The organism is Oceanicella sp. SM1341, assembly GCF_003448965.1.
Classification (GTDB): domain Bacteria; phylum Pseudomonadota; class Alphaproteobacteria; order Rhodobacterales; family Rhodobacteraceae; genus Paroceanicella.
Genome location: NZ_QRGC01000020.1, coordinates 74,740 through 101,731 on the forward strand (window position 1 = coordinate 74,740; position 26,992 = coordinate 101,731).

The 26,992-nt window shown below is 71.3% G+C and carries 31 protein-coding genes and 1 pseudogene; 17 read left to right on the forward strand and 15 right to left on the reverse strand.

The genetic code is table 11. The annotated features are described in order from the left end of the window. Positions 1–6: 6 nt before the first annotated feature. A complete protein-coding gene (locus D3P35_RS17175; RefSeq protein WP_118136017.1) occupies positions 7–603 on the reverse strand; it encodes a TetR/AcrR family transcriptional regulator in 597 nt (198 codons plus the stop codon). 102 nt (positions 604–705) lie between these two features. On the opposite strand from D3P35_RS17175, the gene D3P35_RS17180 reads away from it, so the two are divergent. Then, positions 706–1,161, forward strand: coding sequence for an abscisic acid-deficient protein Aba4 family protein (locus D3P35_RS17180; RefSeq protein ID WP_118136019.1), 456 nt, complete (start codon positions 706–708; stop codon positions 1,159–1,161). Further along, positions 1,158–1,964, forward strand: coding sequence for a hypothetical protein (locus tag D3P35_RS17185; RefSeq protein ID WP_118136021.1), 807 nt, complete (start codon positions 1,158–1,160; stop codon positions 1,962–1,964). Before D3P35_RS17180 ends, D3P35_RS17185 begins: the two co-directional genes overlap by 4 nt. Before the next feature lie 32 nt (positions 1,965–1,996). Here D3P35_RS17185 and D3P35_RS17190 read toward each other — a convergent pair whose 3' ends face one another. Beyond that, on the reverse strand, positions 1,997–2,731 hold the full coding sequence (locus D3P35_RS17190; RefSeq protein WP_118136023.1) for a metallophosphoesterase family protein: 735 nt from the start codon (positions 2,729–2,731) through the stop codon (positions 1,997–1,999). Between the two features lie 105 nt (positions 2,732–2,836). After that, positions 2,837–3,043: a 30S ribosomal protein S21 gene (rpsU, locus tag D3P35_RS17195; protein WP_118136025.1), complete on the reverse strand. Its 207-nt coding sequence runs from the start codon at positions 3,041–3,043 to the stop codon at positions 2,837–2,839. Between the two features lie 106 nt (positions 3,044–3,149). Here rpsU and D3P35_RS17200 point away from each other — a divergent pair, with 106 nt between their 5' ends. Then, complete coding sequence (locus D3P35_RS17200) at positions 3,150–3,908, forward strand: COQ9 family protein (protein WP_232830531.1); 759 nt, start codon at positions 3,150–3,152, stop codon at positions 3,906–3,908. A 6-nt stretch (positions 3,909–3,914) separates the two neighbouring features. Here the strand turns inward: D3P35_RS17200 and D3P35_RS17205 are convergent, their stop codons facing one another. The 7 genes from D3P35_RS17205 to gloB all read right to left on the reverse strand — a co-directional run bounded on the left by D3P35_RS17205 (position 3,915) and on the right by gloB (position 11,225). After that, entirely contained in the window at positions 3,915–4,499 is a 585-nt protein-coding gene (locus D3P35_RS17205) for a YdeI family protein (protein WP_118136027.1), read from the reverse strand. Positions 4,500–4,578: 79 nt separating this feature from the next. Continuing rightward, positions 4,579–5,376, reverse strand: coding sequence for a prephenate dehydrogenase/arogenate dehydrogenase family protein (locus tag D3P35_RS17210; protein WP_118136029.1), 798 nt, complete (start codon positions 5,374–5,376; stop codon positions 4,579–4,581). Between the two features lie 206 nt (positions 5,377–5,582). Next, a complete protein-coding gene (locus tag D3P35_RS17215) occupies positions 5,583–6,872 on the reverse strand; it encodes a lytic murein transglycosylase (protein ID WP_118136031.1) in 1,290 nt (429 codons plus the stop codon). Positions 6,873–7,327: 455 nt separating this feature from the next. Continuing rightward, on the reverse strand, positions 7,328–8,164 hold the full coding sequence (locus D3P35_RS17220) for a C40 family peptidase (RefSeq protein WP_118136033.1): 837 nt from the start codon (positions 8,162–8,164) through the stop codon (positions 7,328–7,330). Beyond that, a complete protein-coding gene (locus D3P35_RS17225; RefSeq protein ID WP_118136035.1) occupies positions 8,151–9,557 on the reverse strand; it encodes a M17 family metallopeptidase in 1,407 nt (468 codons plus the stop codon). Before D3P35_RS17225 ends, D3P35_RS17220 begins: the two co-directional genes overlap by 14 nt. Before the next feature lie 397 nt (positions 9,558–9,954). Then, positions 9,955–10,329, reverse strand: a complete 375-nt coding sequence (locus D3P35_RS17235) for an Hpt domain-containing protein (RefSeq protein WP_118136039.1) — start codon at positions 10,327–10,329, stop codon at positions 9,955–9,957. Positions 10,330–10,451: 122 nt separating this feature from the next. Further along, positions 10,452–11,225, reverse strand: coding sequence for a hydroxyacylglutathione hydrolase (gene gloB, locus D3P35_RS17240; RefSeq protein WP_118136042.1), 774 nt, complete (start codon positions 11,223–11,225; stop codon positions 10,452–10,454). A 63-nt stretch (positions 11,226–11,288) separates the two neighbouring features. Between gloB and D3P35_RS17245 the strand changes: the two genes are divergently transcribed. The 9 genes from D3P35_RS17245 (at position 11,289) to D3P35_RS17285 (ending at position 18,311) form a co-directional block, all read left to right on the forward strand. Then, on the forward strand, positions 11,289–12,044 hold the full coding sequence (locus D3P35_RS17245; RefSeq protein ID WP_118136044.1) for a methyltransferase domain-containing protein: 756 nt from the start codon (positions 11,289–11,291) through the stop codon (positions 12,042–12,044). Between the two features lie 249 nt (positions 12,045–12,293). Next, positions 12,294–12,854, forward strand: a complete 561-nt coding sequence (locus D3P35_RS17250; RefSeq protein ID WP_198670673.1) for a F0F1 ATP synthase subunit delta — start codon at positions 12,294–12,296, stop codon at positions 12,852–12,854. After that, complete coding sequence (atpA, locus tag D3P35_RS17255; protein ID WP_118136048.1) at positions 12,854–14,392, forward strand: F0F1 ATP synthase subunit alpha; 1,539 nt, start codon at positions 12,854–12,856, stop codon at positions 14,390–14,392. Before D3P35_RS17250 ends, atpA begins: the two co-directional genes overlap by 1 nt. A gap of 34 nt (positions 14,393–14,426) precedes the next feature. Beyond that, entirely contained in the window at positions 14,427–15,302 is an 876-nt protein-coding gene (locus D3P35_RS17260; RefSeq protein WP_118136050.1) for a F0F1 ATP synthase subunit gamma, read from the forward strand. Positions 15,303–15,321: 19 nt separating this feature from the next. Further along, entirely contained in the window at positions 15,322–16,746 is a 1,425-nt protein-coding gene (atpD, locus tag D3P35_RS17265) for a F0F1 ATP synthase subunit beta (RefSeq protein WP_118136052.1), read from the forward strand. A 9-nt stretch (positions 16,747–16,755) separates the two neighbouring features. Beyond that, positions 16,756–17,157, forward strand: coding sequence for an ATP synthase F1 subunit epsilon (gene atpC, locus D3P35_RS17270; protein WP_118136054.1), 402 nt, complete (start codon positions 16,756–16,758; stop codon positions 17,155–17,157). 136 nt (positions 17,158–17,293) lie between these two features. Next, positions 17,294–17,680: a nuclear transport factor 2 family protein gene (locus D3P35_RS17275; protein ID WP_118136056.1), complete on the forward strand. Its 387-nt coding sequence runs from the start codon at positions 17,294–17,296 to the stop codon at positions 17,678–17,680. Between the two features lie 113 nt (positions 17,681–17,793). Then, positions 17,794–18,045 (forward strand): type II toxin-antitoxin system Phd/YefM family antitoxin, encoded by a 252-nt coding sequence (locus D3P35_RS17280; RefSeq protein WP_118136058.1) that lies wholly within the window; start codon positions 17,794–17,796, stop codon positions 18,043–18,045. Next, positions 18,042–18,311 carry a Txe/YoeB family addiction module toxin gene (locus D3P35_RS17285; RefSeq protein ID WP_118136061.1) on the forward strand — a complete coding sequence of 90 codons (270 nt, stop codon included), beginning with the start codon at positions 18,042–18,044 and terminating at the stop codon, positions 18,309–18,311. Before D3P35_RS17280 ends, D3P35_RS17285 begins: the two co-directional genes overlap by 4 nt. Positions 18,312–18,379: 68 nt before the next feature. On the opposite strand, the gene D3P35_RS17290 is transcribed toward D3P35_RS17285, so the two are convergent. Further along, the gene (locus D3P35_RS17290) at positions 18,380–19,396 is read right to left on the reverse strand and encodes a ribose-phosphate pyrophosphokinase (protein WP_118136063.1); all 1,017 of its coding nucleotides are present in this window, start codon (positions 19,394–19,396) and stop codon (positions 18,380–18,382) included. Positions 19,397–19,553: 157 nt separating this feature from the next. On the opposite strand from D3P35_RS17290, the gene D3P35_RS17295 reads away from it, so the two are divergent. The 3 genes from D3P35_RS17295 (at position 19,554) to rsmD (ending at position 22,052) form a co-directional block, all read left to right on the forward strand. Then, complete coding sequence (locus D3P35_RS17295) at positions 19,554–20,147, forward strand: 2-hydroxychromene-2-carboxylate isomerase (RefSeq protein WP_118136065.1); 594 nt, start codon at positions 19,554–19,556, stop codon at positions 20,145–20,147. Positions 20,148–20,213: 66 nt separating this feature from the next. Further along, on the forward strand, positions 20,214–21,455 hold the full coding sequence (locus D3P35_RS17300; RefSeq protein WP_118136067.1) for an aminotransferase class V-fold PLP-dependent enzyme: 1,242 nt from the start codon (positions 20,214–20,216) through the stop codon (positions 21,453–21,455). A gap of 27 nt (positions 21,456–21,482) precedes the next feature. Beyond that, positions 21,483–22,052: a 16S rRNA (guanine(966)-N(2))-methyltransferase RsmD gene (gene rsmD / locus D3P35_RS17305; protein WP_118136069.1), complete on the forward strand. Its 570-nt coding sequence runs from the start codon at positions 21,483–21,485 to the stop codon at positions 22,050–22,052. A 137-nt stretch (positions 22,053–22,189) separates the two neighbouring features. On the opposite strand, the gene D3P35_RS17310 is transcribed toward rsmD, so the two are convergent. Together D3P35_RS17310 and D3P35_RS17315 are read right to left on the reverse strand one after the other, a co-directional pair. After that, the gene (locus D3P35_RS17310) at positions 22,190–22,777 is read right to left on the reverse strand and encodes a YceI family protein (protein ID WP_118136071.1); all 588 of its coding nucleotides are present in this window, start codon (positions 22,775–22,777) and stop codon (positions 22,190–22,192) included. Between the two features lie 177 nt (positions 22,778–22,954). Beyond that, the gene (locus D3P35_RS17315; protein ID WP_118136073.1) at positions 22,955–24,166 is read right to left on the reverse strand and encodes an NAD(P)/FAD-dependent oxidoreductase; all 1,212 of its coding nucleotides are present in this window, start codon (positions 24,164–24,166) and stop codon (positions 22,955–22,957) included. A 121-nt stretch (positions 24,167–24,287) separates the two neighbouring features. Between D3P35_RS17315 and D3P35_RS17320 the strand changes: the two genes are divergently transcribed. Further along, positions 24,288–24,776, forward strand: a complete 489-nt coding sequence (locus tag D3P35_RS17320; protein WP_118136075.1) for a peroxiredoxin — start codon at positions 24,288–24,290, stop codon at positions 24,774–24,776. Positions 24,777–24,827: 51 nt separating this feature from the next. After that, a complete protein-coding gene (locus D3P35_RS17325) occupies positions 24,828–25,427 on the forward strand; it encodes a hypothetical protein (RefSeq protein ID WP_118136077.1) in 600 nt (199 codons plus the stop codon). Here D3P35_RS17325 and D3P35_RS17330 read toward each other — a convergent pair. Together D3P35_RS17330 and D3P35_RS17335 are read right to left on the reverse strand one after the other, a co-directional pair. Beyond that, entirely contained in the window at positions 25,413–26,015 is a 603-nt protein-coding gene (locus D3P35_RS17330) for a LysE family translocator (RefSeq protein WP_118136079.1), read from the reverse strand. The genes D3P35_RS17325 and D3P35_RS17330 overlap by 15 nt on opposite strands. Before the next feature lie 536 nt (positions 26,016–26,551). Further along, a pseudogene (locus D3P35_RS17335) lies at positions 26,552–26,992 on the reverse strand (CCA tRNA nucleotidyltransferase); the annotation flags it as partial.

The following is a 26,992-nucleotide window of genomic DNA, read 5'->3' on the forward strand; positions in this document are numbered from 1 at the left end:
ACGACTTCAGGAGGGGGCGCCGGGCGCCCCCTTCTTGCTTTTGTAGCCCGGGTAGATCTCCGCCAGCCCGGGCAGGGTGCCGTCGGGGCGGGTGCAGGCGCGCAGGCTGTTGTTCACCGTGAGGTCGGCCACGCCATGGGCCAGCGCCCAGAGCATCGCCATCGCCGCCTCCCGGTCTCCGGCGCCCGGCCAGTCCAGCCCCTCCGCGATCCCGGCCAGCACGGCGAGCGAGCCGTTCGCCGCTTCGCTCAGCTCCGGGTCGTCGTGGAGCTTCTTCGCTCCGAACATCAGCTTGAACAGCGCCGGGTTCGCCTGTGCGAAGGCCACGTAGCCGCGCAGCGCGCCGAGCTGCGGGGCCTCCGGCGCCGCGGCGATGCCGGCGCGCAGCGCCGCCTCGTGTCGGCGGAAGCCCTCGGCGGTGATGGCCGCGAGCAGGCCGGTCAGCCCGTCGAAATGGTTGCGCGGGGCGGCATGGCTCACGCCGGCCCGGGCGGCGCAGGCCCGCAGCGTCAGCGCCTCGAGCCCGCTCTCCTCCAGGATGCCGAGCCCGGCCTCGACCAGCGCCCGGCGCAAATCGCCGTGGTGATAGGGTTTGTCGCTCATGGCCCCATCTGTCCGCGCCATGTTTCCACTGTCAATTTATTTCGTTGACCGGCCCGCGATTCGCCCGCAGCATGTTTCCACCGTAAACATATGGAGGCACGCATGACCTGGGACGCACTCTTCGGCCTGTCCAACAGCCTCGCGCTGGCGGGCTGGGCCATTCTCTTCCTTGCCCCGCGGCGCGACTGGCTGCTGGCGCTTGCCGGGGTGGGGCTGCCGCTGCTGCTGGCGGCGGCCTACACGCTGCTGGTGCTGGGGCATTTCGCGGCGGCAAGGGGCGATTTCAACTCCATCGCCGGGGTGCGGGCGCTCTTCGCCTCCGACCCGGTGCTGGTGGCCGGCTGGCAGCATTACCTCGCCTATGACCTCTTCCTTGGCGCCTGGGTGGCCCGGCGGCTCGACGCGGCGGGCATCGCCCGGGTGCTGCAATGGCCGGTGCTGGCGACATGCTTCATGTTCGGCCCGGCGGGCTTCCTGCTCGGCCTCGCGCTGGAAGGCGGCTGGCGCGGGGCGCGGGCGCTGCGGGCGCGCGCCCCGCTGGCGGAGGGGCTGGCATGAGCGCGCTCACCCTCACCCTTGCGCCCGCCGTGCCCGAGCCGGCAGACCGGCAGTACTACGCCGGGGCGGTGCTGATGCTGGTGCTGGCAGCCCTCGCCCTTGCCGCCATGGCGGCCGACCCGCGGCTGATCGACGGCGTCTCGGTCTGGTCGAAGCCGCTGAAATTCGCCCTCGCGCTGGCGGTGCATCTCGCCACGCTGGGCTGGGTGGCGGGGCTCTTGCCCGAAGCCACCCGCCGGGCCCTCGTCTTCCGCCTCGCCGTGCCGGTGGTTCTGTTCTGTGCCGCGGGCGAGATGGCCTACATCATCCTGCAGGCGGCGCGGCAGGAGCCTTCGCATTTCTTCGTCTCCGACCCGTTCCACGCCGCGATGTACCAGGCGATGGGGGTGGGGGCGGTCACCATCACCCTCGCCGCGCTGCTGCCGGTGCCGGCGCTGCTGCGCCCGGGCAAGGTGCTCGGCCCGGGCCTGCGGCGCGGGCTGGTGCTGGGGCTTGCCGGCGGGGCGGTGCTCACGCTGCTTGTGGCGGGCTGGCTCGGGGCGCAGGGCGGCCATTTCGTCGGCACCCCGGCGCCGGGCAGCGCCACCGTGCCGCTCTTCGGCTGGAGCCTCGGGGCGGGAGACCTGCGCCCGGCGCATTTCCTCGCCCTCCACGCCATGCAGGGCCTGCCGCTGATCGGCGCCGTGCTCGACCGGCTGGCGCCCCGGCGCGCCCGTGCTGGCGTGACGCTGGCGGGCGTGGCCTGGGCGGCGCTCACCCTCGCGGTGTTCGCGCGCGCACTGGCGGGGCTGCCGCTGCTGTGAAACTTCCCGGTCCTGGCGGGGGCCGGGCCCGTTCAGGGCGGGGTGAGGGGCTGGCGGCCCCACTCGTCGAGCAGCCAGAGCTCGTCGCCCTCCAGCACCAGGCAGGAGAGCCTGTTGCCGAACACCGCCCCGGTATCGACCGCGATGCGGTTCTGGTGGACCTCGATGTCATCCACCGGCGTATGGCCGTGCACCACCACGAAGCCGTGGTTGTCGGTGCTGTCGAGGAAGGGCGCGCGGATCCAGATCAGGTCCTGCTCCTCCTGCTCGGCGAGCGGCACGCCGGGGCGGATGCCGGCATGCACGAAGAGGTAGCTGCCCGCGCGCAGGGTGAGCGGGCGCGTGGCGAGGAAGTCGCGATGCGCCTGCGGCACGGCGGCGAGGGCGGCGGCGTGCACGTCCATCATCCGGCCCTCGCCCACGCCGTAGGAGGCCAGCGTCTTCGGCCCGCCCACGTTGGGGGTGAGGTAGTGGTAGGGGCAGTGCATCTCCTCCGGGGCTGCGAGGAAGCGCAGCAGCATGTGGTCGTGGTTGCCCTTGATGCAGTGCATCTCCACGCCCGGCATCTCGAAGGACATCAGGTCCTCGACGACACCCCGGCTGTCCGGCCCGCGGTCGACGTAATCCCCGAGATGGACGAGGAGCGCGTCACGCTCGGTGGGGTTCTTCGCGAGATCGTCGCGGATCTGGGCATGCCGCCGGGCCAGGGCCTCGCGGCAGCCGTGGACATCGCCGATTGCATAGATGCGGCGGCCATCGGTATTCATCGCAGCAGTCTCCGGAAATGCAAAACCCCCGGCCGGTGGCTCGGGGGTCGCAACGGGCCGGGGAGGCCCCGGCCGGTTCGTTTCAGGTCTGTGCGAGGGGTTGCCTCACAGAAGACCTTCGCGCTGTGCCTTCTTGCGCGCCAGCTTGCGGGCGCGGCGGACGGCTTCGGCTTTCTCACGGGCCTTCTTCACCGACGGCTTTTCGAAATGCTGCCGGAGTTTCATCTCCCGGAACACGCCTTCGCGCTGAAGCTTCTTCTTCAGGGCACGCAGAGCCTGTTCGACATTGTTGTCGCGAACCATTACCTGCACTTGTTTTCACCACCTTTCAGAGTTTGGAATGAGCAGGAGGGCGCTATATATCAATGGCACCGCGGAGAGTCCACCTCTGCGAAGGGTAAAAAACGAGGAGGCTGTCATGGCTGACGACACAGCGGAAACGATGCCCACCCTGACCGAAATCCGCAAGGCGCTGCTGGACGCGGCGCTGCCCCACGTGGTGTTCGACGGCTGGAGCGAGGCGACGCTGAAGGCCGCGATTGCCGATTCGGGCATGGACCCGGAGCTCGCCCGCGCCGCCTTCCCGCGCGGCGCCGCCGACCTCGTGCTCGAGTTCCATTTCGACGGCGACCGGCAGCTGGCCGAGGCCCTGGCGAGCACCGACCTCGCGGCCATGCGCTATTCCGAGCGGGTGGCCTTCGCCGTGCGCCGCCGCCTCGAGATCGCCGCGCCGGAGAAGGAGGCGGTGCGCCGCGGGGCGAGCTTCTTCGCCCTGCCGCAGCATGCCTCGGACGGGGCGAAGGCGGTGTGGCACACCGCCGACGTGATCTGGACCGGGCTGGGCGACAGCTCGCGCGACATGAACTGGTACACCAAGCGCATGACCCTCTCGGGCATCATCTCGGCCACCACGCTCTACTGGCTGGGCGACGAGAGCGAGGGGTCGGAGCGCACCTGGGACTTCCTAGAGCGCCGCATCGCCGACGTGATGCGCTTCGAGAAGGCCAAGGCCGCGCTGAAGGACAACCCGCTGCGCCGGATGATGCGGGCGGGCCCGCTCTCGGCCTTTGCCCGCATGCGCGAGAAGGGGCCGCGCGCGCCCTGGACCGGCCCCGGCCCGGGCCGCCCCGGCGTGCCGGCCGGCCCGCTGCCCGACAAGGTCGAGCCCGGCGCCTGAGCCCGATCAGCGCTCCTGCAGGCCCTTGCCCTGCAGGATGCGCGGCGCGGCGCGCTCGATCCGCGCCGCCCTTGTGGCCGATTGCTTCGCGGCGCCGAAATGCAGCAGCCAGCTGCGCCGCCGCCCCGGGGTGAGCGCCTCGAAGGCCGCGCGCAGGGTGTCGTCCTGCGCCAGCCGGGCGGTGAGCTCCTCGGGCCAGGTGAGGTCATCCTTCGCGAAAGCCACCCGGGCGCCGTCGCGCTCCAGCACCACCGCCTCGCGGATGCAGGCGGTGAGGGCCGCCTCCCGGCTGCGGACCTCCTCCGGCCCGGTGAAGCGGATGAGCCGGGCGGAGCGCGTGTTCTCGCCCGGGGGCGAGAGCAGCCCTTCCGGGTCGGCCAGCAGGGCGCCCTTGAAGAAGGACAGCACGCAGGCGTCGCGCAGGGTGCCGAGGATGGCGATGTTGCCGCCCTCCGCCATGTAGCAGGGTGCGCGCCACTTGAAGGTCTCGGTCAGGCCGCAACCGCGGAGCAGGGCGCGCAGGGCGGTGAGCTCCTCGCGCCAGGCGGTGAGACCGGCGAACCAGGCCTCCGCCTGCGGGTCGTCTTCCATTCCACATCCTCCGGACATCCGTCGCTGCATTTCCTGCGGACATCGCCGGGCGGGAGTGTCGCCCGGCGGGTACCGCCGATCAAGCCTTCCGGGCCGCGGCCCCGGTGCCGGTGGCAGATGCCGGGGCGTCGCCGCGCAGCGCCTCGATGAGCGTGTCGCGCAGGCCGGCCACGTGGCGGTTGGTGCGGGTCACGGCCTCGTAGATCTCCGGCGGGTCGTCGCGAACCATGTCGATCGCCTGCATCAGCAGATCGAAGCTGCGCGTGGTGATGGCCGGTGTGCGGTCGAGCCCGGCGAGCGCGCGGGCGAGCAGGTGGGTGAGGCCCTGGCTCAGCGCCGCCTGCCGGTCATGCTCCTGCGGGGTGGTGACGATCACCTTCAGGCCCAGCCCGCGCAGCAGGGCCGCCGCCGCGCGCCAGCGCCGGCCGCGCAGCGGGCAGAGCACCACCTTGAGCCCGGCGAGCGCCGCCCGCCCGCCATCCCCCGCGCTCTGCGGGCCGAACATCGGGTGGGTGGCGAGCAGCTCGACATGCCCGGGCAGCAGCGCCTGCATCAGCCGCGCCGGCTCCTCCTTCACCGAGGCGACATCCACCACCAGCGTGCCCGGCCGCAGCAGCGGCGCTAGCGCGCTGAGCGCCGCCGCGAAGGCCGGCACCGGCATGGCGAGCACCACCACCGGGCAGGCGGCGGCCTCGGCGAGGCTCACGGCGCGCAGCCCCGCTTCAGCCGCGGCGGCAGCGGCGGCGAGCGAGGGGTCATGCACGCGGATGTCGAAGCGCGCCCGCAGGGCCCGCGCCGCGAGCTGCCCGAAGGCGCCGTAGCCCAGCAGGCCCAGCCGGGGCAGGGGATCGGGAGCGATTTTATGGTGGTCCGGCATGGCGGGGATCCTGGAACGGGCGTGCCAGGGGCGCCGGGACTCGCCGCAACCGCTGGCACTGCAGCGGTTGGGAATGAGGCACGACTCACGCTCCGCTGCGATCAGGGCAGCGGATAATACGCGGTGAAGCTGAGGCGCGAGCGTGTCATGCGCCCCAGATGGCGCAGCCGCGGCGCAAAGTCAATGCGCCGCGGCGGGGGCAAGGCTCAGCCGCCGGCGCTCTTCACACGGGCGAGGAGCTGCTTGGTGGGGAAGCCGTCGGGCGCGAGGCCGGCCTGGCGCTGGAAGGCGCGGATCGCCTCGATGGTGTTCGGGCCCACCAGCCCGTCGGAGCCCTGGGTGTCGAAGCCGAGCGCGGTGAGCCGCTCCTGCAGCTCGATGGTCTCGTTCACGGTGAGCGCCTGCTCGTCGCGCGGCCAGGAGGCCACGAACGGGCCGCCGCCCTCGATGCGGTCGCCCAGATGGCCCACGGCGAGGGCATAGGAGGTGGCGTTGTTGTAGCGTTTGATCACCTGGAAGTTCTTGAACACGGCGAAGACCGGGCCGCGCCCGCCCGCCGGGGCCAGCAGCGCCGCCTCGCCCGCCTCGGGCAGCGCGCCGCCCGAGATGCGGGTGACACCCGCCGCCCGCCAGGAGGCCACGGGCCGCCAGTCGTTGCCATCGGCGCGGGCGATGTCGAAGCCTGCCGGCAGCTTCACCTCCACGCCCCAGGGCTGGCCCTTCTGCCAGCCGAAGCGCGCGAGGTAGTTGGCGGTGGAGGCGAGGGCGTCCGAGGGGTCGGAGGCCCAGATGTCGCGGCGGCCGTCGCCGTTCCAGTCCTGCGCGTATTCCTCGAAGCTGGTGGGGATGAACTGGGTGTGGCCCATGGCGCCGGCCCAGGAGCCGGTCATGCGCGAGGCGGGCACGTCGCCTTCCTGCAGGATCTGCAGGGCGGTGAGGAGCTGGGTTTCGGCGAAGTCCTGCCGGCGGCCCTCGTAGGCCAGGGTGGCGAGGCTCTCGATCACGTTCATCGAGCCCATGGAGGAGCCGTAGGCGCTCTCCAGCCCCCAGATGGCGAGCACGTACTGGCCGTCGACGCCGTAACGGCTCTCGATGCTGCTCACCAGCGAGGCGTAGCGGGAGGCCATGTCGCGGCCGTTGGCGACCCGGGTGTCGGAGACCGCGCGGTCGAGATAGTCCCAGATCTGGCGGCGGAACTCGGGCTGGTAGCGGTCGAGCTCGATCACGCGCTCGTTCACGCCCACGCCGGCGAAGGCGGTGTCGAACACGTCGGCGCGGATGCCGCGGGACAGGGCGCGGCTGCGGAAGCCATTGCGCCAGGCCACGAAATCGGCCGGCCGGGGCGCGGCCACGGCGCCCTCGGCGGGGCGCGGCTCGGGGCGGGCCGCGGCCACCGGGGCGGCCTCCTGCGCCCGCGAGGCCGTGTCCGCGCAGCCGGCGAGGCCGAGAAGGGCCGTGGCGCCGACGGCGGCGAGGTTGAATATGCCTTTGGTCATCCCTGTCTCCCGCAGGTTGCTCGATCGGGGCGACTCTACCCTGCCGCGAGGGGCGGCGGAAGCGTCGCCGATGGTCCGCGGCGGGGTGCCGCCGGGCTGTGTTCGGGGGGCGCCTGCCGCGCCCCCTCGGTAATCCGGCCGCGCCCCGCGCTGTTCCGGCCGCGCCGGATGTCCGGTGTGGCGCGATGGGCGCGCCCCCGTGTCGGGCCCGGGCACGAGACGCGCCCGAGCTCGGATGTGGGCACGCAAATCGTGCCCGGTGTCAGGCGTCGACACGTGGGGCCTGCCTTGCGTCGGGTCCGATCACCCAAGGCGTGCCCCAAGAGCGCCGCGGCTATGCCCGGTCACCAACTGGGGCGCAGGGCGGCGGCGGCAATCCTCCGGGCGGGGCTTTCGTGCCCGCCGACGATCTGTCGCGCCGGCGGCACCCGCTTGCCGGGCCCGGCGCCGCGTGCTCAGAGCCGGCGCATCGCGGTCACCGGCCCGCCGTCCTGCGCGGCGATGCGGGTGATGGCGGCCTCCAGCGGCTCGCGCGCCACCTGCATGGCGAAGGCGTTGGCGTGCAGCAGCACCGCCGCGTCGAGCATCACGCCGACATGGCCCTTCCAGAACACGAGGTCGCCGCGGCGCAGTTCGCTGCCGGGGGCGAGGGGGCTGCCCAGCTCCTCCGCCTGCATGTCCGAATCGCGCGGGCAGGCCCGGCCGGCGGCGGTGAGCGCCTGCTGGACCAGCGCCGAGCAGTCGATGCCGAGCCAGCTGCGCCCGCCCCAGAGATAGGGCGCGCCGAGCAGGCTCTCGGCCACGGCCACCCAGTCCTCCGCCGGGCGGCCGTCGAGCGCCACGTGGCTGGCGATCACGTAGCCCTCCGGCGTCTCGCGGAAGCGCCCGGTGCCGCCGGTGAGGCTGAGGGCGGCGCCCAGCGGCAGGGCGGCGCGGGGCGGGCTCTTGATGTCCGGCTCGGGGTAGAGATGCGCGAGCGGCACGGCCACGCGGGCGTTTGCCTCCGGCCCCGGCGCGCCGAGCGCGGCTTCCGGTGCCCAGCCCATGTAGCCGTCGGCCTTCGCCTGGCCCCAGGCGAGGCCATCGCGGCGCTCGTAGATGTCGAAGGCCTCGCCGTAGAGCAGCTCGGAGCCGCGGCGCGCGGCGTCGGGCCCGGTCCAGAGCGGGGCGGTGGCGGCGGTGACGCGGGCGGGCTCGGCCTCGGCATAGCGCTCCGCCGTCACCGTGCCGCGCAGCTGTGCGGCGGCGAGGTCGGGCCGGGCCGGGGTGCGGCGCAGGTCAGGCCCGGCCATGGCGCGCCTCGAGCAGGGCGAAGAGCGCGCGGGCGGCCTGCATGGCCCCGCCCTTCGGCCGGCCGGGCTTCGCGCTCGGGGTCCAGCCGTAGATGTCGAAATGGGCGAAGCGCTCCACCCCGGCGAAGCGCTTGAGGAACAGCGCCGCGGTGACCGAGCCCGCCATGCCGCCGGAGGGCGCGTTGTCGAGATCGGCGATGCCGGGCTCGATCAGGCTCTCGTAGGGCGCCCAGAACGGCATGCGCCACAGCGGGTCGGCGCTGCGGGCGGCGGCGGCGGAGATCTCGGCGGCGAGGCTCTCGTCGTCGGAGTAGAAGGGCGGGATGTCCGGCCCCAGCGCCACGCGGGCGGCGCCGGTGAGGGTGGCGAGGCAGAACAGCGTCTCCGGGTTCTCCTCGGAGGCCAGCGCCAGCGCATCGGCCAGCACGAGGCGGCCCTCGGCGTCGGTGTTGTTCACCTCCACCGTGAGACCCTTGCGCGAGGTGAGGATGTCGCCGGGGCGGAAGGCGGAGGCGGAGATGGCGTTCTCCACCGCCGGCACCAGCACGCGCAGGCGCAGATCGAGCCCGCTGGCCATGATCATGTGCGCGAGGCCCATCACGTTGGCCGCCCCGCCCATGTCCTTCTTCATCAGGCCCATCGAGGAGCCGGGCTTGATGTTGAGCCCGCCGGTGTCGAAGCACACGCCCTTGCCGACCAGCGTCACCTTCGGCGCGTCCGCGCGGCCCCAGCGCAGGTCGAGCAGGCGCGGGGCCTCGGCGGCGGCGCGGCCCACGGCATGGATCATCGGGAAATTGGCGGCGAGCAGGTCCTCGCCCTCGGTCACCTCCACCTCGGCATTGTGCAGGGTGGCGAGGGCGCGGAAGCGGGCCTCCAGCGTGGCGGGGCCCATGTCGGAGGCGGGGGTGTTGATCAGGTCCCGGGTGAGGGTGGCGCCGGCGGCGATGATCTCCAGCCGGGAGGTGTCGATGCCCTCCGGGGCCACGAGCAGCGGCGCCTCGTGCCCGGAGGGCTTGTAACGGTCGAAGCGGTAGGCGGCGAAGAGCCATCCGAGGGCCGCCTCTTCCAGGTCTTCGGCGGAGAGGGGGGCGGCGCCGGGCGCCGTCTCCAGCCGGTAGGTGCCGGGGGCGAGCGTGGCGGCGGCGGAGGCGAGGTGGAAGCGCCCGCGCCGGCGCGTGGCCTCCGAGCCCCAGCCCGCGAGCACGCGTGCCGCAGTGCCGCCCTCGCCGGGCAGCACCAGCAGGCTGCCGAGCGCGCCGGTGAAGCCGTTTGCCGCCGCCCAGCCTGCCGCGTGGGGTCCCAGCGCCTCCAGCCGGGCGGCGCAGGCTTCGGAGCTCACGATTTCGAGGGGAATGGCGCCGGGGGCGTCGGGGGCGGCGAAGGTGGCGGGCATATCGGGTTCGTCTCCATGGGCCGGTCGCGGCGGGCCGGGGCCGCGCCTGCGTGTCGTGCCGGGAGCCTAGCGCATAACCGGTGAGTGGCAATCCCCCCGAAGCGGTCCGGCGCGGGGGAGGAGGGCGGTGCCCGCGCGGCACCTTCTTCGCCATCGGGAGCGGGGGCCTGCCGAGAGCCCGAAGCCGGCGCGGGATGGCGCGAGGCCCCGGGGCTGACGCCCGGGCAGCGGGAGCGGGGAGGCGACGCCCCGCGCACCGGAGGCGCATCCGGACAGCAGGGGCCCGGGACGGACACTCCGCAAGGGGACGGGGCCGAAACAGGTGCGCCCGGCACGAGGGGGGGTGCCGGGCGCTGCGGGAGAGGGGCCGCCGGGGGGCGGCGGCCGTGCCCTCTCCTCAGTCGATGAAACCGGCGAGCGAGAACAGCGATTCCTCGCCCAGCCGCACCAGCCGCGCCGCGACGGCGGGCACGGCGACATGGTCGCCGGTGCGGGCGCAATTGGCCAGATCGCGGGCCACGGCGCTGAACTGCATCAGCCCCACCTGGCCCGCCAGCGCGGTGAGCCCGTGCGCCAGCCGGTGCACGCCTGCCAGGTCGCGCTCGGCGACGAGCTGCTCCAGCCGGCCCAGTCGCTCGGCGAGCTGGAAGGAGGCGTCCTCCATCAGCTCCTGGCTCATGTCATGGCCCAGTGTCGCCCTGAGCACGCGGATCATGTCCCCGTCCAGCAGGCTTTCTTCGCGCGCATCCAGGCGCAGCACGTCAACGGTCATCGCGGCAAACTCCCTAACCACCCGGCGTCGAGTGTGGCGGAGATGCCTTGCACGGAAGTGAATCCCAAGCCCCCATCGGCAGGCTTGGATAACGGACGTTAACGCGGGCCGGCGGCCGCGCTTCAGCCGCGGAACCCGTCCTTGCGGCGGCGGATCTCGGCGAAGACGGCGGCGTCGTCGGCGCCTTCCATGCCCACCGCGGCCTTCACCGGGGCGAGATGGGCGCGCAGGAAGGGGTTGGTGTCGAGCTCCTCGCCGAGCGTGGAGGGCACGGTGGGCACGCCCTTCGCCGTCGCTTCGTCCACCGCGGCGGCGCGGGCGGCGAGGGCGGCATTGTCCGCCTCCACCGTGAGGGCGAATCGGGCGTTCGACCGGGTGTACTCGTGGCCCGAGCACACGAGCGTGTCGCGGTCCATGTCGAGGAACTGCGCGAGGCTGGTCCACATCTGCAGCGCCGTGCCCTCGAACAGCCGGCCGCAGCCGAGCGCCATCAGGCTGTCGGCGGTGAACACCGCCTTCGCGCCGGGGAAATGGAAGGCGATGTGCCCCACCGTGTGGCCCGGCACGTCGAGCACGCTGCCTTTCGTCTCGCCCACGGCCACCGTGTCGCCGGGGGCGAGGGCGCGGTCGAGCGGCGGCAGGCGGCCGGCGTCGGCGGCAGCGCCCCAGACCTTGCAGCCGAAGTGCTCGCGTAGCGGCTCCACGCCGTCGATGTGGTCGTAGTGGTGGTGGGTGATGAGCAGCAGGTCGAGGTTCCAGCCGCGCGCCTCGAGGGCGGCGACGATCGGCCCGGGCTCGGGCGCGTCGACGAGCGCGACGGTGCCGGTGGCCTCGTCCCGCAGCAGGTAGGCGTAGTTGTCGGACAGGCACGGGACGGTGACGATCTCGAGCGGCATGGGCGAAACCTCTCTCCGGGGCTGGACTCGGGGTGTTTAACCATGAGAGCGTCCGGCCTTGCAATGCACCTAGATGTCGTCGATCTCCGGGCCTTCTATTACCGCACGCCCCTCGGGCGGCGCGCCAAGACGGCTTTGCAGGATTCGCTGCGCGCCCTCTGGCCGAAGGTGAAGGACGAGACGGTGGCGGGCTTCGGCTTCACCGCGCCGATGCTGCGCCCCTTCCTCGCCGAGGCCCGGCGGGTGATCTGCCTGATGCCGGGCCAGCAGGGGGTGATGCCCTGGCCGCCGGGCGGGCCCAACACCTCGGTGCTCACGGAGGAGACCGGCTGGCCGCTGCCCACCGGCTTCGTCGACCGGCTGGTGATCGGCCACGGGCTGGAGACCTGCGAGCAGCCGGGCGCACTGCTCGACGAGATCTGGCGGGTGCTGGCGCCCGGCGGGCGGGTGGTCTTCGTGCTGCCCAACCGCTCCGGCCTCTGGGCCCGGCGCGACGGCACGCCCTTCGGCTACGGCCGGCCCTATTCCTTCGGCCAGATCGACGCCGACCTGCGCCGGCACCGCTTCTCGGCCGAGCGGCACGCCGCCTCGCTCTACTTCCCGCCCTCGCACCGGCAGTTCGTGCTGCGCACCGCCCCGGCCTGGGAGCGGGTGGGGCAGCGCGTGGGGGCGAGCCGGCTGGCCGGCGCCATCCTCGTGGAGGCGGCCAAGCAGGTCTACGTGCTGCCGCGCAACGGCGCGCGCGAGAGCGCCCGCAGGCCGTTCGAAATCCTCGAGGGGCTGACCAAGCCCGCGAAGCCCGTGGCGGGCCGGGTCTGAGGCGATTCAGCGCGCGACGCGCGGCTTGCAAGATGTTAAGGATGTCCAAAGCGTCGCAGGTAGGCGCAATTCTGGTCTAACCCATTGAAATAACTGAAAAGGGAGGCGCGGCATGGGCCCACGGCCGGGTTGCAAGGATGACAACCCTATGGTAGCACCGCCCGAAATCCGGCCTTTGCAGGGGGCAGTGGCCGGGGTCTGTCAACGTGGCCGCGTCCTGCCGGCTGCCAAGAAAACGGAAGGGTGACCGTGTCCGCATCAGCGACGCTCGTTTCCGGAGCAGCCGGCCGCTACGCGACCGCGTTGTTTGAACTTGCAACCGAGGCGAATGCCGTCTCCCTCATCGAGGACGACCTCGCAGCGCTCCAGGCCGCCTTGGCGGAGAGCCCGGAGCTGCGCGACGCCGTCTCCTCGCCGGTCTACAGCCGCGAGGACCAGGGCAAGGCGATGGCCGCCCTGGCGCAGAAGATGGAGCTGGGCCTCTACGTGACCAACGTGCTGCAGCTGATGGCGGAGAACCGCCGTCTGTTCGTGCTCGAGCAGGTCATCACCGGCTACCGCGCGCTTGCCGCCGAGTCCCGCGGGGAGGTGACCGCCGATGTCACCGCCGCGGCGCCGCTGGGCGATGCGCAGCTGGCCGAGCTGAAGGCCGCGCTGAAGAATTCGTTTGGCAAGGAAGTTGCCGTGAATGTGACGGTCGATGACGCGATCATCGGCGGTCTTGTCGTCAAGGTGGGATCGAAGATGATCGACACGTCGATCCGCTCGAAGCTCATGAACCTTCAGAACGCTATGAAAGAGGTGGGGTGATGGGTATCCAGGCCGCTGAGATCTCTGCGATCCTCAAGGAGCAGATCAAGAATTTCGGCCAGGAGGCCGAGGTTGCCGAAGTCGGGCGCGTGCTCTCCGTCGGTGACGGTATCGCGCGCGTGCACGGGCTGGACAATGTCCAGGCCGGCGAGATGGTCGAATTCCCCGGTGGCATCCGGGGCATGGCGCTGAACCTCGAGATCGACAACGTCGGTATCGTGATCTTCGGCGACGACCGCTCGATCAAGGAAGGCGACACGGTCAAGCGCACCAACTCCATCGTGGACGTGCCCTTCGGCCGCGGCCTGCTGGGCCGCGTCGTCGACGCGCTGGGCAACCCGATCGACGGCAAGGGCCCGATCGAGGCCGAGGGCCGTACCCGCGCCGACGTGAAGGCGCCGGGCATCATCCCGCGGAAATCGGTGCACGAGCCGATGGCCACCGGCCTGAAGGCGATCGACGCCCTGGTGCCGATCGGCCGTGGCCAGCGCGAGCTGATCATCGGCGACCGCCAGACCGGCAAGACCGCCGTGGCGCTCGACGCCGTGCTGAACCAGAAGGCCTACAACGACGCCGCCGGCGGCGACGAGTACAAGAAGCTCTACTGCGTCTACGTCGCCGTGGGCCAGAAGCGCTCCACCGTGGCGCAGCTGGTGAAGAAGCTCGAGGAGACCGGCGCGATGGAATACTCCATCGTCGTGGCCGCCACCGCTTCCGAGCCCGCGCCGATGCAGTATCTCGCCCCCTACGCGGCGACCGCGATGGCCGAGTACTTCCGCGACAACGGCATGCACGCCCTGATCATCTACGATGATCTCTCCAAGCAGGCCGTGTCCTACCGCCAGATGTCGCTGCTGCTCCGCCGCCCGCCCGGCCGCGAAGCCTACCCGGGCGACGTGTTCTACCTGCACTCCCGCCTGCTGGAGCGCTCCGCGAAGCTCAACGAGGACAACGGTGCCGGCTCGCTCACCGCGCTGCCGATCATCGAGACCCAGGCGGGCGACGTGTCGGCCTACATCCCGACCAACGTGATCTCGATCACCGACGGCCAGATCTTCCTCGAGACCGGCCTGTTCTACCAGGGCGTCCGCCCGGCGGTGAACGTGGGTCTGTCGGTGTCCCGCGTGGGCTCCTCGGCGCAGACCTCGGCGATGAAGTCGGTTGCCGGCTCGATCAAGCTCGAGCTCGCCCAGTACCGCGAGATGGCGGCCTTCGCGCAGTTCGGCTCCGACCTCGACGCCGCGACGCAGAAGCTGCTGAACCGTGGTGCGCGCCTGACCGAGCTGCTCAAGCAGCCCCAGTACGCCCCGCTCACCAATGCCGAGCAGGTCTGCGTGATCTACGCGGGCACGCAGGGCTACCTCGACAAGCTGCCGGTCTCCAAGGTCGGTGCCTTCGAGCGCGGTCTGCTGGCGCATATGCGCAGCCACGAGAAGGAACTTCTCGAGGACATCCGGGTGAACGACCGCAAGGTGGCCGGCGATCTCGCCGACAAGATCAAGGCAGCCATCGAGGCCTTCGCCAAGACCTTCGCCTGAACTGCGGCCTGTTTGAGAGAGGGGAGCCTGGCGCATGCCGAGCTTGAAGGACCTTAAGAACCGGATCGACAGCGTCAAGAACACGCGGAAGATCACGAAGGCCATGCAGATGGTCGCGGCGGCGAAACTCCGCCGCGCGCAGGAGGCGGCCGAGGCCGCGCGCCCCTATGCCGAGCGCATGGACGCGGTGCTGGGCAATCTTGCCCGCTCCGCGGCGGGCTCGCCCACGGCGCCGCTGCTCCTGCGCGGCACCGGTCGGGACGATGTGCACCTGCTCATCGTCGCGACCGCCGAACGCGGTCTCTGCGGGGGGTTCAACTCCTCGATCGTGAAGCTGGCGCGCATCCATGCGCAGAAGCTGCTCGATGCCGGCAAGACGGTGAAGATCCTCACCATCGGCAAGAAGGGCCGCGACCAGCTGCGTCGCGACTGGTCGAAGCACTTCGTCGGGCATGTCGACATGTCCGAGGTGAAGAAGCTCGGCTACACCAACGCGCATGACGTCGCCGATGACGTGCTCGCCCGCTTCACCGCGGAAGAGTTCGACGTGGCGACCATCTTCTACAGCGAGTTCCAGTCGGTGATGACCCAGGTCCCCACCGCGCTGCAGCTCATCCCGGCGAAGTTCGACGGCGCCGCCGCCGACGACACCGCGCCGAACTACGAATATGAGCCGAGTGAGGAGGAAATCCTCGCCGATCTGCTGCCGCGCTCCGTCGCCACGCAGATCTTCCGGGCGCTGCTGGAGAATGCCGCCTCCGAGCAGGGCGCGCGCATGTCCGCAATGGACAACGCCTCGCGGAATGCAAGCGAGATGATCGACAAGCTGACGATCCAGTACAACCGGTCCCGTCAGGCCGCGATCACCACCGAACTTATCGAGATCATTGCGGGCGCGGAAGCGCTCTGAGGGAACGGAGAGACCGAACATGGCCAATGCAGTCGGTAAAATCACCCAGGTGATCGGCGCGGTCGTCGACGTACAGTTCGAAGACAGCCTGCCTGCCATCCTGAACGCTCTGGAAACGGAGAACAACGGCAACCGCCTGGTCCTCGAGGCTGCCCAGCACCTCGGCGAGAACACCGTGCGCGCCATCGCGATGGACTCCACCGAGGGTCTGGTGCGCGGCGCCAAGGTGACCGACACCGGCGGCCCGATCACCGTGCCCGTCGGCCCGGCCACCCTGGGCCGCATCATGAACGTGGTCGGCGACCCGGTGGACGAGAAGGGCCCGGTGAACGCCACCGAGCGCCGCGCCATCCACCAGCCGGCCCCGGATTTCGCCGCCCAGTCCACCGAGTCCGAGATCCTCGTGACCGGCATCAAGGTGATCGACCTGCTCGCCCCCTACTCCAAGGGCGGCAAGATCGGCCTGTTCGGCGGCGCCGGCGTGGGCAAGACCGTGCTCATCCAGGAGCTGATCAACAACATCGCCAAGGTGCACTCGGGCTTCTCCGTGTTCGCCGGCGTGGGTGAGCGCACCCGCGAGGGCAACGACCTCTACCACGAGTTCATCGAGTCCGGCGTCATCAACGCCGAGAAGCTCGAGGAGTCGAAAGTGGCGCTGGTCTACGGCCAGATGAACGAGCCGCCGGGGGCCCGCGCCCGCGTCGCGCTCTCCGGCCTCACCATGGCCGAGCAGTTCCGCGACGAGTCCGGCACCGACGTGCTGTTCTTCGTGGACAACATCTTCCGCTTCACCCAGGCGGGTTCCGAGGTGTCGGCGCTTCTGGGCCGCATCCCCTCCGCCGTGGGCTACCAGCCGACGCTCGCCACCGACATGGGCCAGCTGCAGGAGCGCATCACCTCGACGCGCGCCGGCTCGATCACCTCGGTGCAGGCGATCTACGTGCCCGCGGACGACCTCACCGACCCCGCGCCGGCGACCTCGTTTGCCCACCTCGACGCCACCACCGTGCTGTCGCGCGCCATCTCCGAGCTCGGGATCTACCCGGCCGTGGACCCGCTCGACTCCACCTCGCGCATCCTCGACCCGATGGTCGTGGGCGAGGAGCACTACCAGGTGGCGCGTGACGTGCAGGGCATGCTGCAGCGCTACAAGTCGCTGCAGGACATCATCGCCATCCTCGGCATGGACGAGCTCTCGGAAGAGGACAAGCTGACCGTTGCGCGCGCGCGCAAGATCCAGCGCTTCCTCTCCCAGCCCTTCGACGTGGCGCAGGTGTTCACCGGCTCGCCCGGCGTGCAGGTGCCGCTGGAGAAGACCATCGACAGCTTCAAGCGCGTGGTGGCCGGCGAGTTCGACCACCTGCCGGAAGGTGCGTTCTACATGGTCGGCGACATCGACGAGGTGATCGCCAAGGCCGAGAAGATGTCCGCCCAGGCGGCGTAAGGAGGACCCGTGGCCGACACGATGCAGTTCGATCTGGTCTCGCCGGAGCGCAAGCTCATGTCGGTGGAGGCAACCTCCGTGGTGGTTCCGGGGCATGAGGGTGAGTTCACCGCCATGCCCGGGCACGCGCCCTTCTTCTCCACGCTGCGCCCCGGCTTCGTGCTGGTGACGGCGGAGGGCAAGGAGACCGAGTTCTTCGTCACCGGCGGCTTTGCCGAGGTGTCCGAGACCGCGATCACCATCCTGGCGGAAACCTCGGTTCCGCGCGGCGAGGTGACCCGCGAGCACATGGACGACCTCCTCGCCGTGGCAGAGGACGGGATCCAGAAGGCCGCCGAGCACCACCGCCCGGCCCTCGCGCAGCGCGCCAACGACCTGCGCTTCGCCCGCGACCAGGTGGCGAACGACTGATACCCGGCCCCCCGGGGCAGGCGACGACACGAGAGGGGCGTTCCCGGCCGGGGGCGCCCCTCTTGCCGTTTCGGGCCTTCGCCGGCGCGGCCGCTTGCGCTAGCCTGCGCCCTGCAGCGACAGGAGGAGACGGCACATGCCCGGCACGCCCGCCCGGAACAAGGCCAGCGCCATGGCCTTCTACGACCTGATGTTCAACCGCTGCGAGCCGCGGGCCGCGATCGAGCGCTATGCCGGGGATGTCTACATCCAGCACAACCCGCATGTGGCTGACGGCAAGGAGGCGTTCATCGCCTATTTCGAGCGCATGGCGGCCGAGTATCCCGGCAAGTCCGTCACCTTCAGGCGCGCCATCGCCGAGGAGGATCTCGTGGTGCTGCATTGCCACCAGGTCTGGCCCGGCAGTGACGATTACGCCGGCATCGACATCTTCCGCTTCGACGCGCAGGGCCGCATCGTCGAGCACTGGGACGTGCTGCAGGTGATCACCGGGGAGTCGCGCAACGACAACGGCCTGTTCTGAGGCCGCGCATGGGCAAACAGCTGGTACGCAGCCCTCGCGCCGCTCCGGCCGGGCTGCGCGTCTTGACATGTACAGAATACTGTGCATATAAGCATCCAGCCAAGGAGGCCGCCATGGATGTGATCACCTACACCGATGCCCGCGCGTCCCTGAAGGACGTGATGGACCGCGTGCTGCATGACCACGTGGAGGTTGTCGTCACGCGCAAGAAGCGCGAGGCGGTGGTGATGATGTCGCTCGACGAGTACAACGCCATCCAGGAGACCCTCCACCTGCAGAAGAGCCCCGGGAACGCGCGGCGACTGCAGGCGGCCATTGCCCAGCTCGATGCCGGCGAGGGAGCCGAGCGCGACCTCGACCTGTGAAGCTGGTGTTCTCTGACCATGCCTGGGAAGACTACCTCGCCTGGCAGGCACCGGGGAACGAGAAGGGGCTGGAGCGGGTCAACACGCTGATCGGCGCCGCGCGGCGCCGGCCCTTCGAGGGGATCGGCAAGCCCGAGCCGCTGAGAGGCGACCTCACCGGCTGGTGGTCGCGCCGCATCACCGGGGAGCATCGCTTCGTGTACCGCGTGAGCGGCAAGGGCGCGGCACAGGCCCTCGAGATCGCCCAGCTTCGCTACCACTACTGAGCCCGTCACATGAAAAAGGCCGGCGCGCCCCTTGGGCGGCCGGCCTTGCGTGCGCTCCCGGGCCGGGCTCAGGCGCCCGGGTAGAAGGCCTCGTAGATCGGACCCAGCGTGTCTTCCTGGAACAGCATCGAGACAGAGGCGCCGTTGGAGATGTTGAGCACCGCCTGCGCGAGCAGGGGCGCGAGCGGCACGGCGCGGATGTTGCGTGCCTTGCGCACAGCGGCGGACTGCTCGATGGAATCCGTCACCACGAGGGATTTCAGCGCCGAGTTGGTGACCCGCTCCACCGCGGGGCCGGAGAGCACGCCGTGGGTGATGTAGGCGTGCACTTCCTTCGCGCCCTGGTCCTTCAGCAGGCCCGCGGCGGCGCAGAGCGTGCCGGCCGTGTCGCAGATGTCGTCGACGATGATGCACACGCGGTCCTTCACGTCGCCGATCACCGTCATGCTCTCGATCTCGCCCGGGCGGGAGCGGCGCTTGTCGACGATGGCGAGGCCGGCGTCGATGCGCTTGGCAAGCTCGCGGGCGCGCGCCACGCCGCCCACGTCGGGGGAGACGACCGTCACCTCGTCGAGCTTCTTGAAATGGTGCTTGATGTCGAGGGCGAAGACCGGAGCGGAGTAGAGGTTGTCGACCGGGATGTCGAAGAAGCCCTGGATCTGGCCGGCGTGCAGGTCGACCGTGAGCACCCGGTCGATGCCGGCGTTGGTGATCAGGTTCGCCACCAGCTTGGCCGAGATCGGGGTGCGGGCCGAGGTGCGGCGGTCCTGCCTTGCGTAGCCGAAATAGGGGATCACGGCGGTGATGCGCTGCGCCGAGGAGCGCTTGAGCGCGTCGGCCATGATCAGCAGTTCCATCAGGTTGTCGTTCGCCGGGTTCGAGGTCGGCTGGATGATGAACATGTCCTCGTCGCGGACATTGTCGAACACCTCGACGAAGATCTCCTTGTCGTTGAAGCGCTCGACACGGGCATTGGCGAGCTGCACCGGCGCGCCCCGGTAGACCGTCATCCTCCGGGCGATCGCCTCGGCCAGTGGCCTGTTGGCGTTGCCGGAAATCAGTTTGAGCTGGATGTCGGATTTCATGGGCGAAAGTCCCCTCTGGCCGGGTCGAAGGACGGTGCTGCGCAGGGCCGGGACGATGTTCCCCGGCGTCCCGGCTCCCTTAGCATCGCCCTTCGAGCTTGCAAAGCCCACCAATCACGGCATGTTGGTGCCCTCGGAACGGCAAGGGGGGCGATACATGGCGCAGATCGACTATTTCATGGTCACTATATCGCCTTATACCTATCTCGCCGGGCTGGAGCTGGAGGAGATCGCGGCGCGCCACGGCGCGCAGGTCGTCTACCGGCCCTTCGCCCTGGGCAAGGTGTTCGAGGCCACCGGCACCCTGCCGCCGCCGCAGCGCCACCCCTCGCGCCAGGCCTACCGGCTGAAGGACCTCGCGCGCTGCGCCGCCGCCTCCGGCCTGCCGATCAACGTCACGCCCCGCTACTGGCCGGTGAACCCGGTGCCGAGCTGTGCTGCGGTGATCGCCGCGCAGGAGGCAGGGCAGGGCGACGTGGGCGCGCTGGCGCACGGGCTGCTCGCCGCCTGCTGGGCCGAGGAGCGCGACATCTCCGACGAGGCCGAGGTGAAGGCCTGCATGAGCGCCGCGGGCGTCGACCCCTCGTTGCTCGACAGCCGGCTGCTCGCCTCGGTGGAGCAGTTCGAGCGCAACACCGCGCTGGCGCTGGAGAAGGGCGTGTTCGGCGCGCCCAGCTACGTGGTGGGAGACGAGCTGTTCTGGGGCCATGACCGGCTGGGCCAGCTCGACGCCCATCTCGCCGCGCTCTGAGCCCCCCGCCTTCCCCTGCGCCGTGCCGCCGGGGCGTGCCAACACCAAGAAAATGCATCGGTCAGAATGAGAAAACTCGACCTCGCCTTCGTCCGCAACCAGTTCCCGGCCTTCTTCGAGCCGCCGCTGGAAACCCTGGCCTTTTTCGAGAATGCCGGGGGCTCCTACATCAGTGCGCCGGTGCTCGACAGGCTGGCCCGCTTCCACCACCAGCGCAAGGTCCAGCCCTACGGCGCCTTCGAGGCCTCGCGCCAGGGCGGGGCGGAGATGGACGAGGCGCGCGCCCGCATGGCCGCCCTGCTGAACATGGGCGCGGACGAGCTGCATTTCGGCCCCTCCACCAGCCAGAACACCTACGTGCTGGCCCAGGCCTTCGGCGAGATGCTGGGCCGCGGCGACGCCGTGGTGGTGACCAACCAGGACCACGAGGCCAACAGCGGCGCCTGGCGCCGGCTGGAGCGGCGCGGCATCGAGATCCGCGAGTGGCAGGTCGACCCGCAGACCGGCTCGCTCGACCCCGTGGCGCTGGCCGAGCTGCTCGATGACGGCAAGGTGCGGCTGGTGTGCTTCCCGCACTGCTCCAACATCCTGGGCGAGATCAACCCGGTGACCGACCTCTGCGCCATGGCGCGCGAGTCCGGCGCCTGGAGCTGCGTGGACGGCGTGTCCTACGCCCCGCACGGCTTCCCGGACGTGGGCGCGATGGGCGCCGACATCTACCTGTTCTCGAGCTACAAGACCTACGGGCCGCATCTCGGACTGATGACCATCCGCCGCGCTCTGGCCGAGACGCTGCCCGCCCAGGGGCATTACTTCAACGCCGGCTGCCTCACCAAGCGCTTCACCCCCGCCGGGCCCGACCATGCCCAGATCGCCGCCGCCGCCGGCATGGCCGATTACGTCGACCTGCTGCACGAGCGGCATTTCGGCAGCCCCGACCGCGCCACGGTGAGTGCGGCCGAGCGTGCCGCCGACGTGCACGGGCTGATGCGCCAGCACGAGATCCGCATCTCCTCGCCGCTGCTCGACTACCTGTCCGAGCGCAACGACCTGCGCCTGCTCGGCCCCGCCGACGCGCTGGTGCGCGCGCCCACGGTCTCGGTGCTGCACCGCCGGCCGGGGGCCGAGCTCGCCGCCGCGCTGGAGAGCTACGGCATCATGGCCGGTGGCGGCGATTTCTACGCCGTGCGGCTGCTCGAGGCGCTGGGGATCGACCCCGCCCATGGTGTCTTGCGGCTGAGCTTCACCCATTATACCTCGCAGGCTGACGTGGAGCGGCTCATCAACGCGCTCGACGCGATTCTCTGAGACGGCGAGGCATTCGGAATGGCAGGCATGCGTATCGTCGGCGGGCGCTTTCGCGGCAAGGCGCTGGCCGAGCTCGGCGAGGGCGACGCCGCCGCCCACCTGCGCCCCACCCAGGATCGGGTGCGCGAGGCGCTGTTCAACATCCTCGCCCATGGCGGCTTTGCCGAGCCGGCACTGCCGCAGGGCGCGCGGGTGCTCGACCTCTTCGCCGGCACCGGCGCGCTCGGCTTCGAGGCGCTGTCGCGCGGGGCGGAGCGGGTGACCTTCGTCGACGAGGGCGCGAAGGCCCGGGCGCTGGTGCGCGAGAACATCGACCGTCTGGGCGTGATCGGCCAGTGCAAGCTCTTCCGCCGCGACGCGACCCGCCTCGGGCCCAACCGCGGCACCCCCTTCACCCTCGTCTTCCTCGACCCGCCCTATGGCATGGGCCTCGGCGAAAAGGCGCTGGAGGCCGCGCGCGAGGGCGGCTGGCTGGCGCCGGGTGCGATCATCGTCTGGGAGGAGGGTGGTGACGTCTCCGTGCCGCCCTGGGCGGAGGAGCGCGACGCGCGCCGCTACGGCGACACGCAGATCCGCATTCTCGAGGTCGCGGGCTAAGGCGCTGCCTGGCCGGGGCTTGGCACCCGGTGCCACACTTTGCGCCCGGTGCCCCGGCCGCAGAGCCGGGGCCTCGCCCCGTGGTGCGGGGCAGGGGCCGGAGGCGCGGGGTGCGCGTCCGGCCGGGAGCAGGTGGCTTACTCCGCCTTCATCTCGACGGAGATGAACAGGTCGATCTCGTCGGAGATCGCGGGCACCATCATGTCGAGGCCCCAGTCGGAGCGCTTGATGGTGCCGGTGGCGGTCACGCCGATCCAGTCGCCCTTGTAGAAGTCCATGAACTGGCCCAGCGGGTGCTCGCCCATCGCGTTCAGGGTCACGTCGAGGGTCACCGGGTGGGTCTCGTCCTTGATGGTGAGGTCACCGGTCACCGTGGCGGTCGTGTCGGAGGTCGGCTCCACGGAGGTGGAGACGAAATGCGCCTCGCCATACTCGTCGGCGTCGAAGAAATCGGCGCTCTTGAGGTGCTCGTCGAGCGCGGAGACACCGGTGTCCAGCGAGCTGGTGTCGATCGTCATGTCGATCTTGGCCGAGTTGAGGTCGTCCTTGTCGAGCTCGACGGTGCCGGTCACGGTGCGGAAGTTGAGCTGCTGGCGGGAGAAGCCCACATGCGTCCAGCTCGCGCGGACGTTCGTGTGGCCGGGATCCGGGGTGTAGGTCTCGGCGGACGCCTGGGTCGCAACCGCGACGAGGGCGGCGGCGGCGAGGGTGGAAAGCATGCGCATCGGGAACTCCTGGTGCGTGTGTGTTTCAGACAGCGCAAAGATACTCTCAGCCCGGAATGAGACAACCGGCCAAGCTTTGGATAGATTGTTTCCGAACCGGCGATAACATTCTCTCGCGCGGCGCGTGATCGCCCGCCTCCGGCAGCACGGGGCGGGGCCATCCGCCGCCACGGGGGATCAGACCAGGCTCTTGAGCTCCTTCGTGGCATCCGCCACGCCCTCGGGCGCGGGGGAGATGCCGGCCTCGATCCAGCGCTTGCCCTGCATGTAGGCGCGCGGCTCGTTCATCGCATCCACCGCGAGCAGCGTCTCGCCGTGGTAGTACCACACCGACTGCGTGCCCTCGCGGCTGCCGGGGCGCACCACCACGCGGTCGTAGCCGGTGTTGAGCCCGGCGATCTGCAGCTTAACGTCGTACTGGTCGGACCAGAACCAGGGCTTGGGCACGTAGGGCTCCTCGGCGCCCAGCATGGTGTCGGCCACGGCCTCGGCCTGGTCGATGGCGTTCTGCACGGATTCGAGCCGGATGCGGTGGCCGCGGTAGGGGAAGGAGGCGCAATCCCCCGCGGCGTAGATCGCGGGGTCGGAGGTGCGGCCGTGCATGTCCACCGCGATGCCGTTGTCGAGCGCGATGCCGGCGGCATCGGCGAGCGTCACGTCGGGGTGGATGCCGATGCCGATGATGGCGAAATCCGCCTCGATGGTCGAGCCGTCGGCAAGCTCGGCGCCGCAGACCCGGCCGTCGCGGCCGAGCAGCTTCGCGAGGCCCATGCCCTCGCGCAGGTCCACGCCATGCGCGCGGTGCAGGGCGCGGAACCAGTCGGAGGTCTCGGGCGCGGCGACGCGCTGCAGGATGCGCGGTGCGGCCTCGAGCAGCGTCACCTTCAGGCCGAGCTTCGAGGCCACCGCCGCCGCCTCGAGCCCGATATAGCCGCCGCCCACGATGAGTGCCCGGGCACCCTCGCGGAATTCCTTCGCCATCGCGTCGACGTCCGTCAGGCCGCGCACCGGGTAGAGCCCCTCGAGATCGCCGCCGATCACCGGGGCGAGCATGCGCGGGCGCGAGCCGGTGGTGAGCGCCAGTGCGTCATAGGGCAGGGCGGTGCCATCGGCGAGCAGCACCCGCTTGCCCTCCCGGTCGATGGAGGAGACACGGGTGCCGGTCTTCAGGGTGATCTTCTGCTCCTCGTAGAAGCTCGCGGCGCGCAGCAGCAGGCGCTCCAGCGGCATCTCGCCCAGCAGGTAGCCCTTGGAGAGCGGCGGGCGCTGGTAGGGGGCCTCGGCCTCCTCGCCGACCAGGGTGACGGAGCCGGTGAAGCCCTTTGCCCGCAGCCTGGCCACGAGCGAGGCCCCCGCCTGGCCCGCGCCGACGACGACGATATTCTGCATGGGGACCCCCGCTCCTGTCCGGTCTTGTGTTTTCGTATGCGGCCGGTCCTGCCCTCTGGCGGCCGGCCGGCGTTACCCTATAATCGCGCCCGAACCCAATGCAACCGAAGAGGGGAATGGCATGGCTATCTCGACAGGCGACACGCTTCCGGAGGCGAGCTTCGTGAAACTGGGGCCGAACGGGCCGGAGGCGGTCTCCACCGCCGAGCTGTTCAAGGGGCGCAAGGTGGCGCTCTTCGCGGTGCCCGGCGCCTACACGCCCACCTGCCACAACACCCATGTGCCGAGCTTCGTGAAGGCCGCCGAGGCGCTGAGCTCGAAGGGCGTCGACGAGATCGTCTGCGTCTCGGTGAACGACCCGTTCGTGATGAAGGCCTGGGGCGAGGCGACCGGCGCCGCCGATGCCGGCATCACCATGCTGGCCGACCCGCTGTCCGACTTCACCACCAAGGTCGGCATGGATTTCTCCGCCCCGCCGGTGGGGCTGATGAGCCGCTCGAAGCGCTACTCCATGTTCGTCGAGGACGGCGTGGTGAAGGTGCTCAACGTCGAGGCCGCCCCGGGCGAGACCGTGTGCTCACTGGGCGAGACGCTGGTCGACCAGATCTGACCCTGCCGGGCGCCGCCCGCCCGGCGGCGCCCGCTTCCCCGGAGGCGCCCGATGGAGATCGCCATCCTCGCCTATGGCTCGCTGGTCTGGGACCCCGAGCGCCTCGCGCCGCACATCCGCCTGCCCTGGGCGATGGGCGGCGGGCCGGCGCTGCCGATGGAATTCTCCCGCATCTCGCCCAAGCGGCTCATGGGGCTGGTGCTGTGCCTCGACCCCGGGCAGGGCGCGGACTGCCCCACCCATGCCATCGCCTCGCGGCGCGCGAGCCTCGACGCCGCCATCGCCGACCTCGCGCTGCGCGAGCGCGCGCCGGCGGAGCGCATCGGCCACGTCTGCCTGCGCAGCGGCGCCCGCCACACCCGCCTGCCGGAGGTGGCGGAGCGGGTGGCGGACTGGTGTGCCGCGACCGGCCGCGACGCCGCGATCTGGACCGATCTCGACCCGAATTTCGCCGCCACCGCCGGCGCGCCCTTCCGGCACGACACGGCGGAGGCCTGGCTCCGCGGTCTCACCGGCCCGAGCCGTGACGAGGCGGTGCGCTACATCACCCTCGCCCCGGCCGCGAGCGACACCGCCCTGCGCCGCCACCTGCGCACCCGCCCCTGGTGGCAGGCCGAGGTGGCGCGGCTCATGCTCTCAGAACCAGTCTGACAGCAGCACGCCCACGAAGAGCAGGATCAGCCCGGCCATCACGAGGTTGAAGGCCCGCAGCCGCGCGGGTGTCGACAGCAGGCGTTGCAGCGCCGCCCCCGCCGCGGCCCAGACCAGCGAGGCCCCGCCCGCCACCAGCAGCGCCACCGCGGCGATGCGCGCGGCATTGCCCAGCGGCGTGCCCGGCACGTCGTACTGGGTGATGAGCCCGATGCTCATGGCCCAGGCCTTGGGGTTGATCCACTGGAAGCCCGCCGCCTGCAGGAAGGTGAAGGGCCGCGCCGCTCCGCCGCCGCGCCCCGCGCCGGCGGCCGTGGCGATGCGCCAGGCGAACCACAGGAGCAGCAGCGCGCCCAGCCCGCGCATCACCTCGGTCACCACGGGGGCGCGCAGCAGCGCCTCGCCCAGCCCCAGCGCCACGGCGAAGATCATCACCGTGAAGCCGAGCGCCACCCCCGCCACGTGCGGCAGGGTGCGGCGCAGGCCGAAATTCGCCCCCGAGGCGGCGAGCAGGGTGTTGTTGGGCCCCGGGCTCCAGCCCGCCGCGAAGGCGATGCCGGCGAGGGCGAACAGCGGGTCGTTCAGCATCAGCGTCTCCGTGTCCGGCCATCTCTCCGGCCATGTCTCAGGGCAGCGTGTCCGGGCCCTCTCCGGGCAGGATCGCCGGCGGGCGAGGACCATCCGGCGCGGCCGGCCCCAAGTCAAGCGCGGCGGGGCGCCGGTGGTGCGCGGGGTGTCGCTGCAGGGGATCGCCCGGTGGAGCCGTGGCGCGACACTGCGCCCGGGCCGTTTCCGGAACGGCATCGCGGACCGGCCACGCGCCGGGATCCGGGAAGCCCGAGGTGCGGAGCGCGGGGGTGCAGGACGCGCGGAACTCGGGGGGTGCCCGCGACCGCCTGTCGGAAGGCCTGGCGAGGCAGTCGCGACGCGCGGGCAAGACCCCGGCAAGCGCCATCACTGGCCGAGGAGGGCGGGATATCCCGGCCCGGTGAGCGCGTGGGAGCCATGCCGCACTGCCACTCGTGCCGAGCCGGAGCCGGGAGGAGGTTCCCTCGAAGCCGGCCGAGCTGCGGCAGGCCCCGGCGATGGGCGTCGGTGTCGCGGGGCCGGGCGGGGTGTCGGCCCTAGGCGCCGGGCGAGCCGAGCCGGGCGAGGAGCGCGTCGCGGTCTAGCGTGAGGCCGGAGGCGAGCCAGTCCTCGCGCAGGCGCACGAGGGCGGCGCCGAGGGCGGGGCCGGGGCTGAGCGGGGGCATCAGGTCGGCGGCGGTGAGGGGGAAGCGCGCCGTCGCGCCGCGGAGGATCTCGTCGCGCCAGCCCGGGGGGGCGGCGCGGCCGGCGGCGATGTCGAGCAACACCGCGTCCTCGGCCGCCTCCGCGCCGTGGCGAAAGGCGCGGGGGGCCGGCGGCCCGGCCTCGGCGAGGGCGGTGCGGATGGCCTCGAGGGCCCTCTCCTCGGCGCGCGACAGGCGCAGGGCGGTGGCGGGGTCGGTGCTGCCGAGGGCGGCGAGCCGGCGCTGCCAGCGCGGCGGCGCACAGGCCGCGGCCTCGGCGGCGAGCAGTGGCGG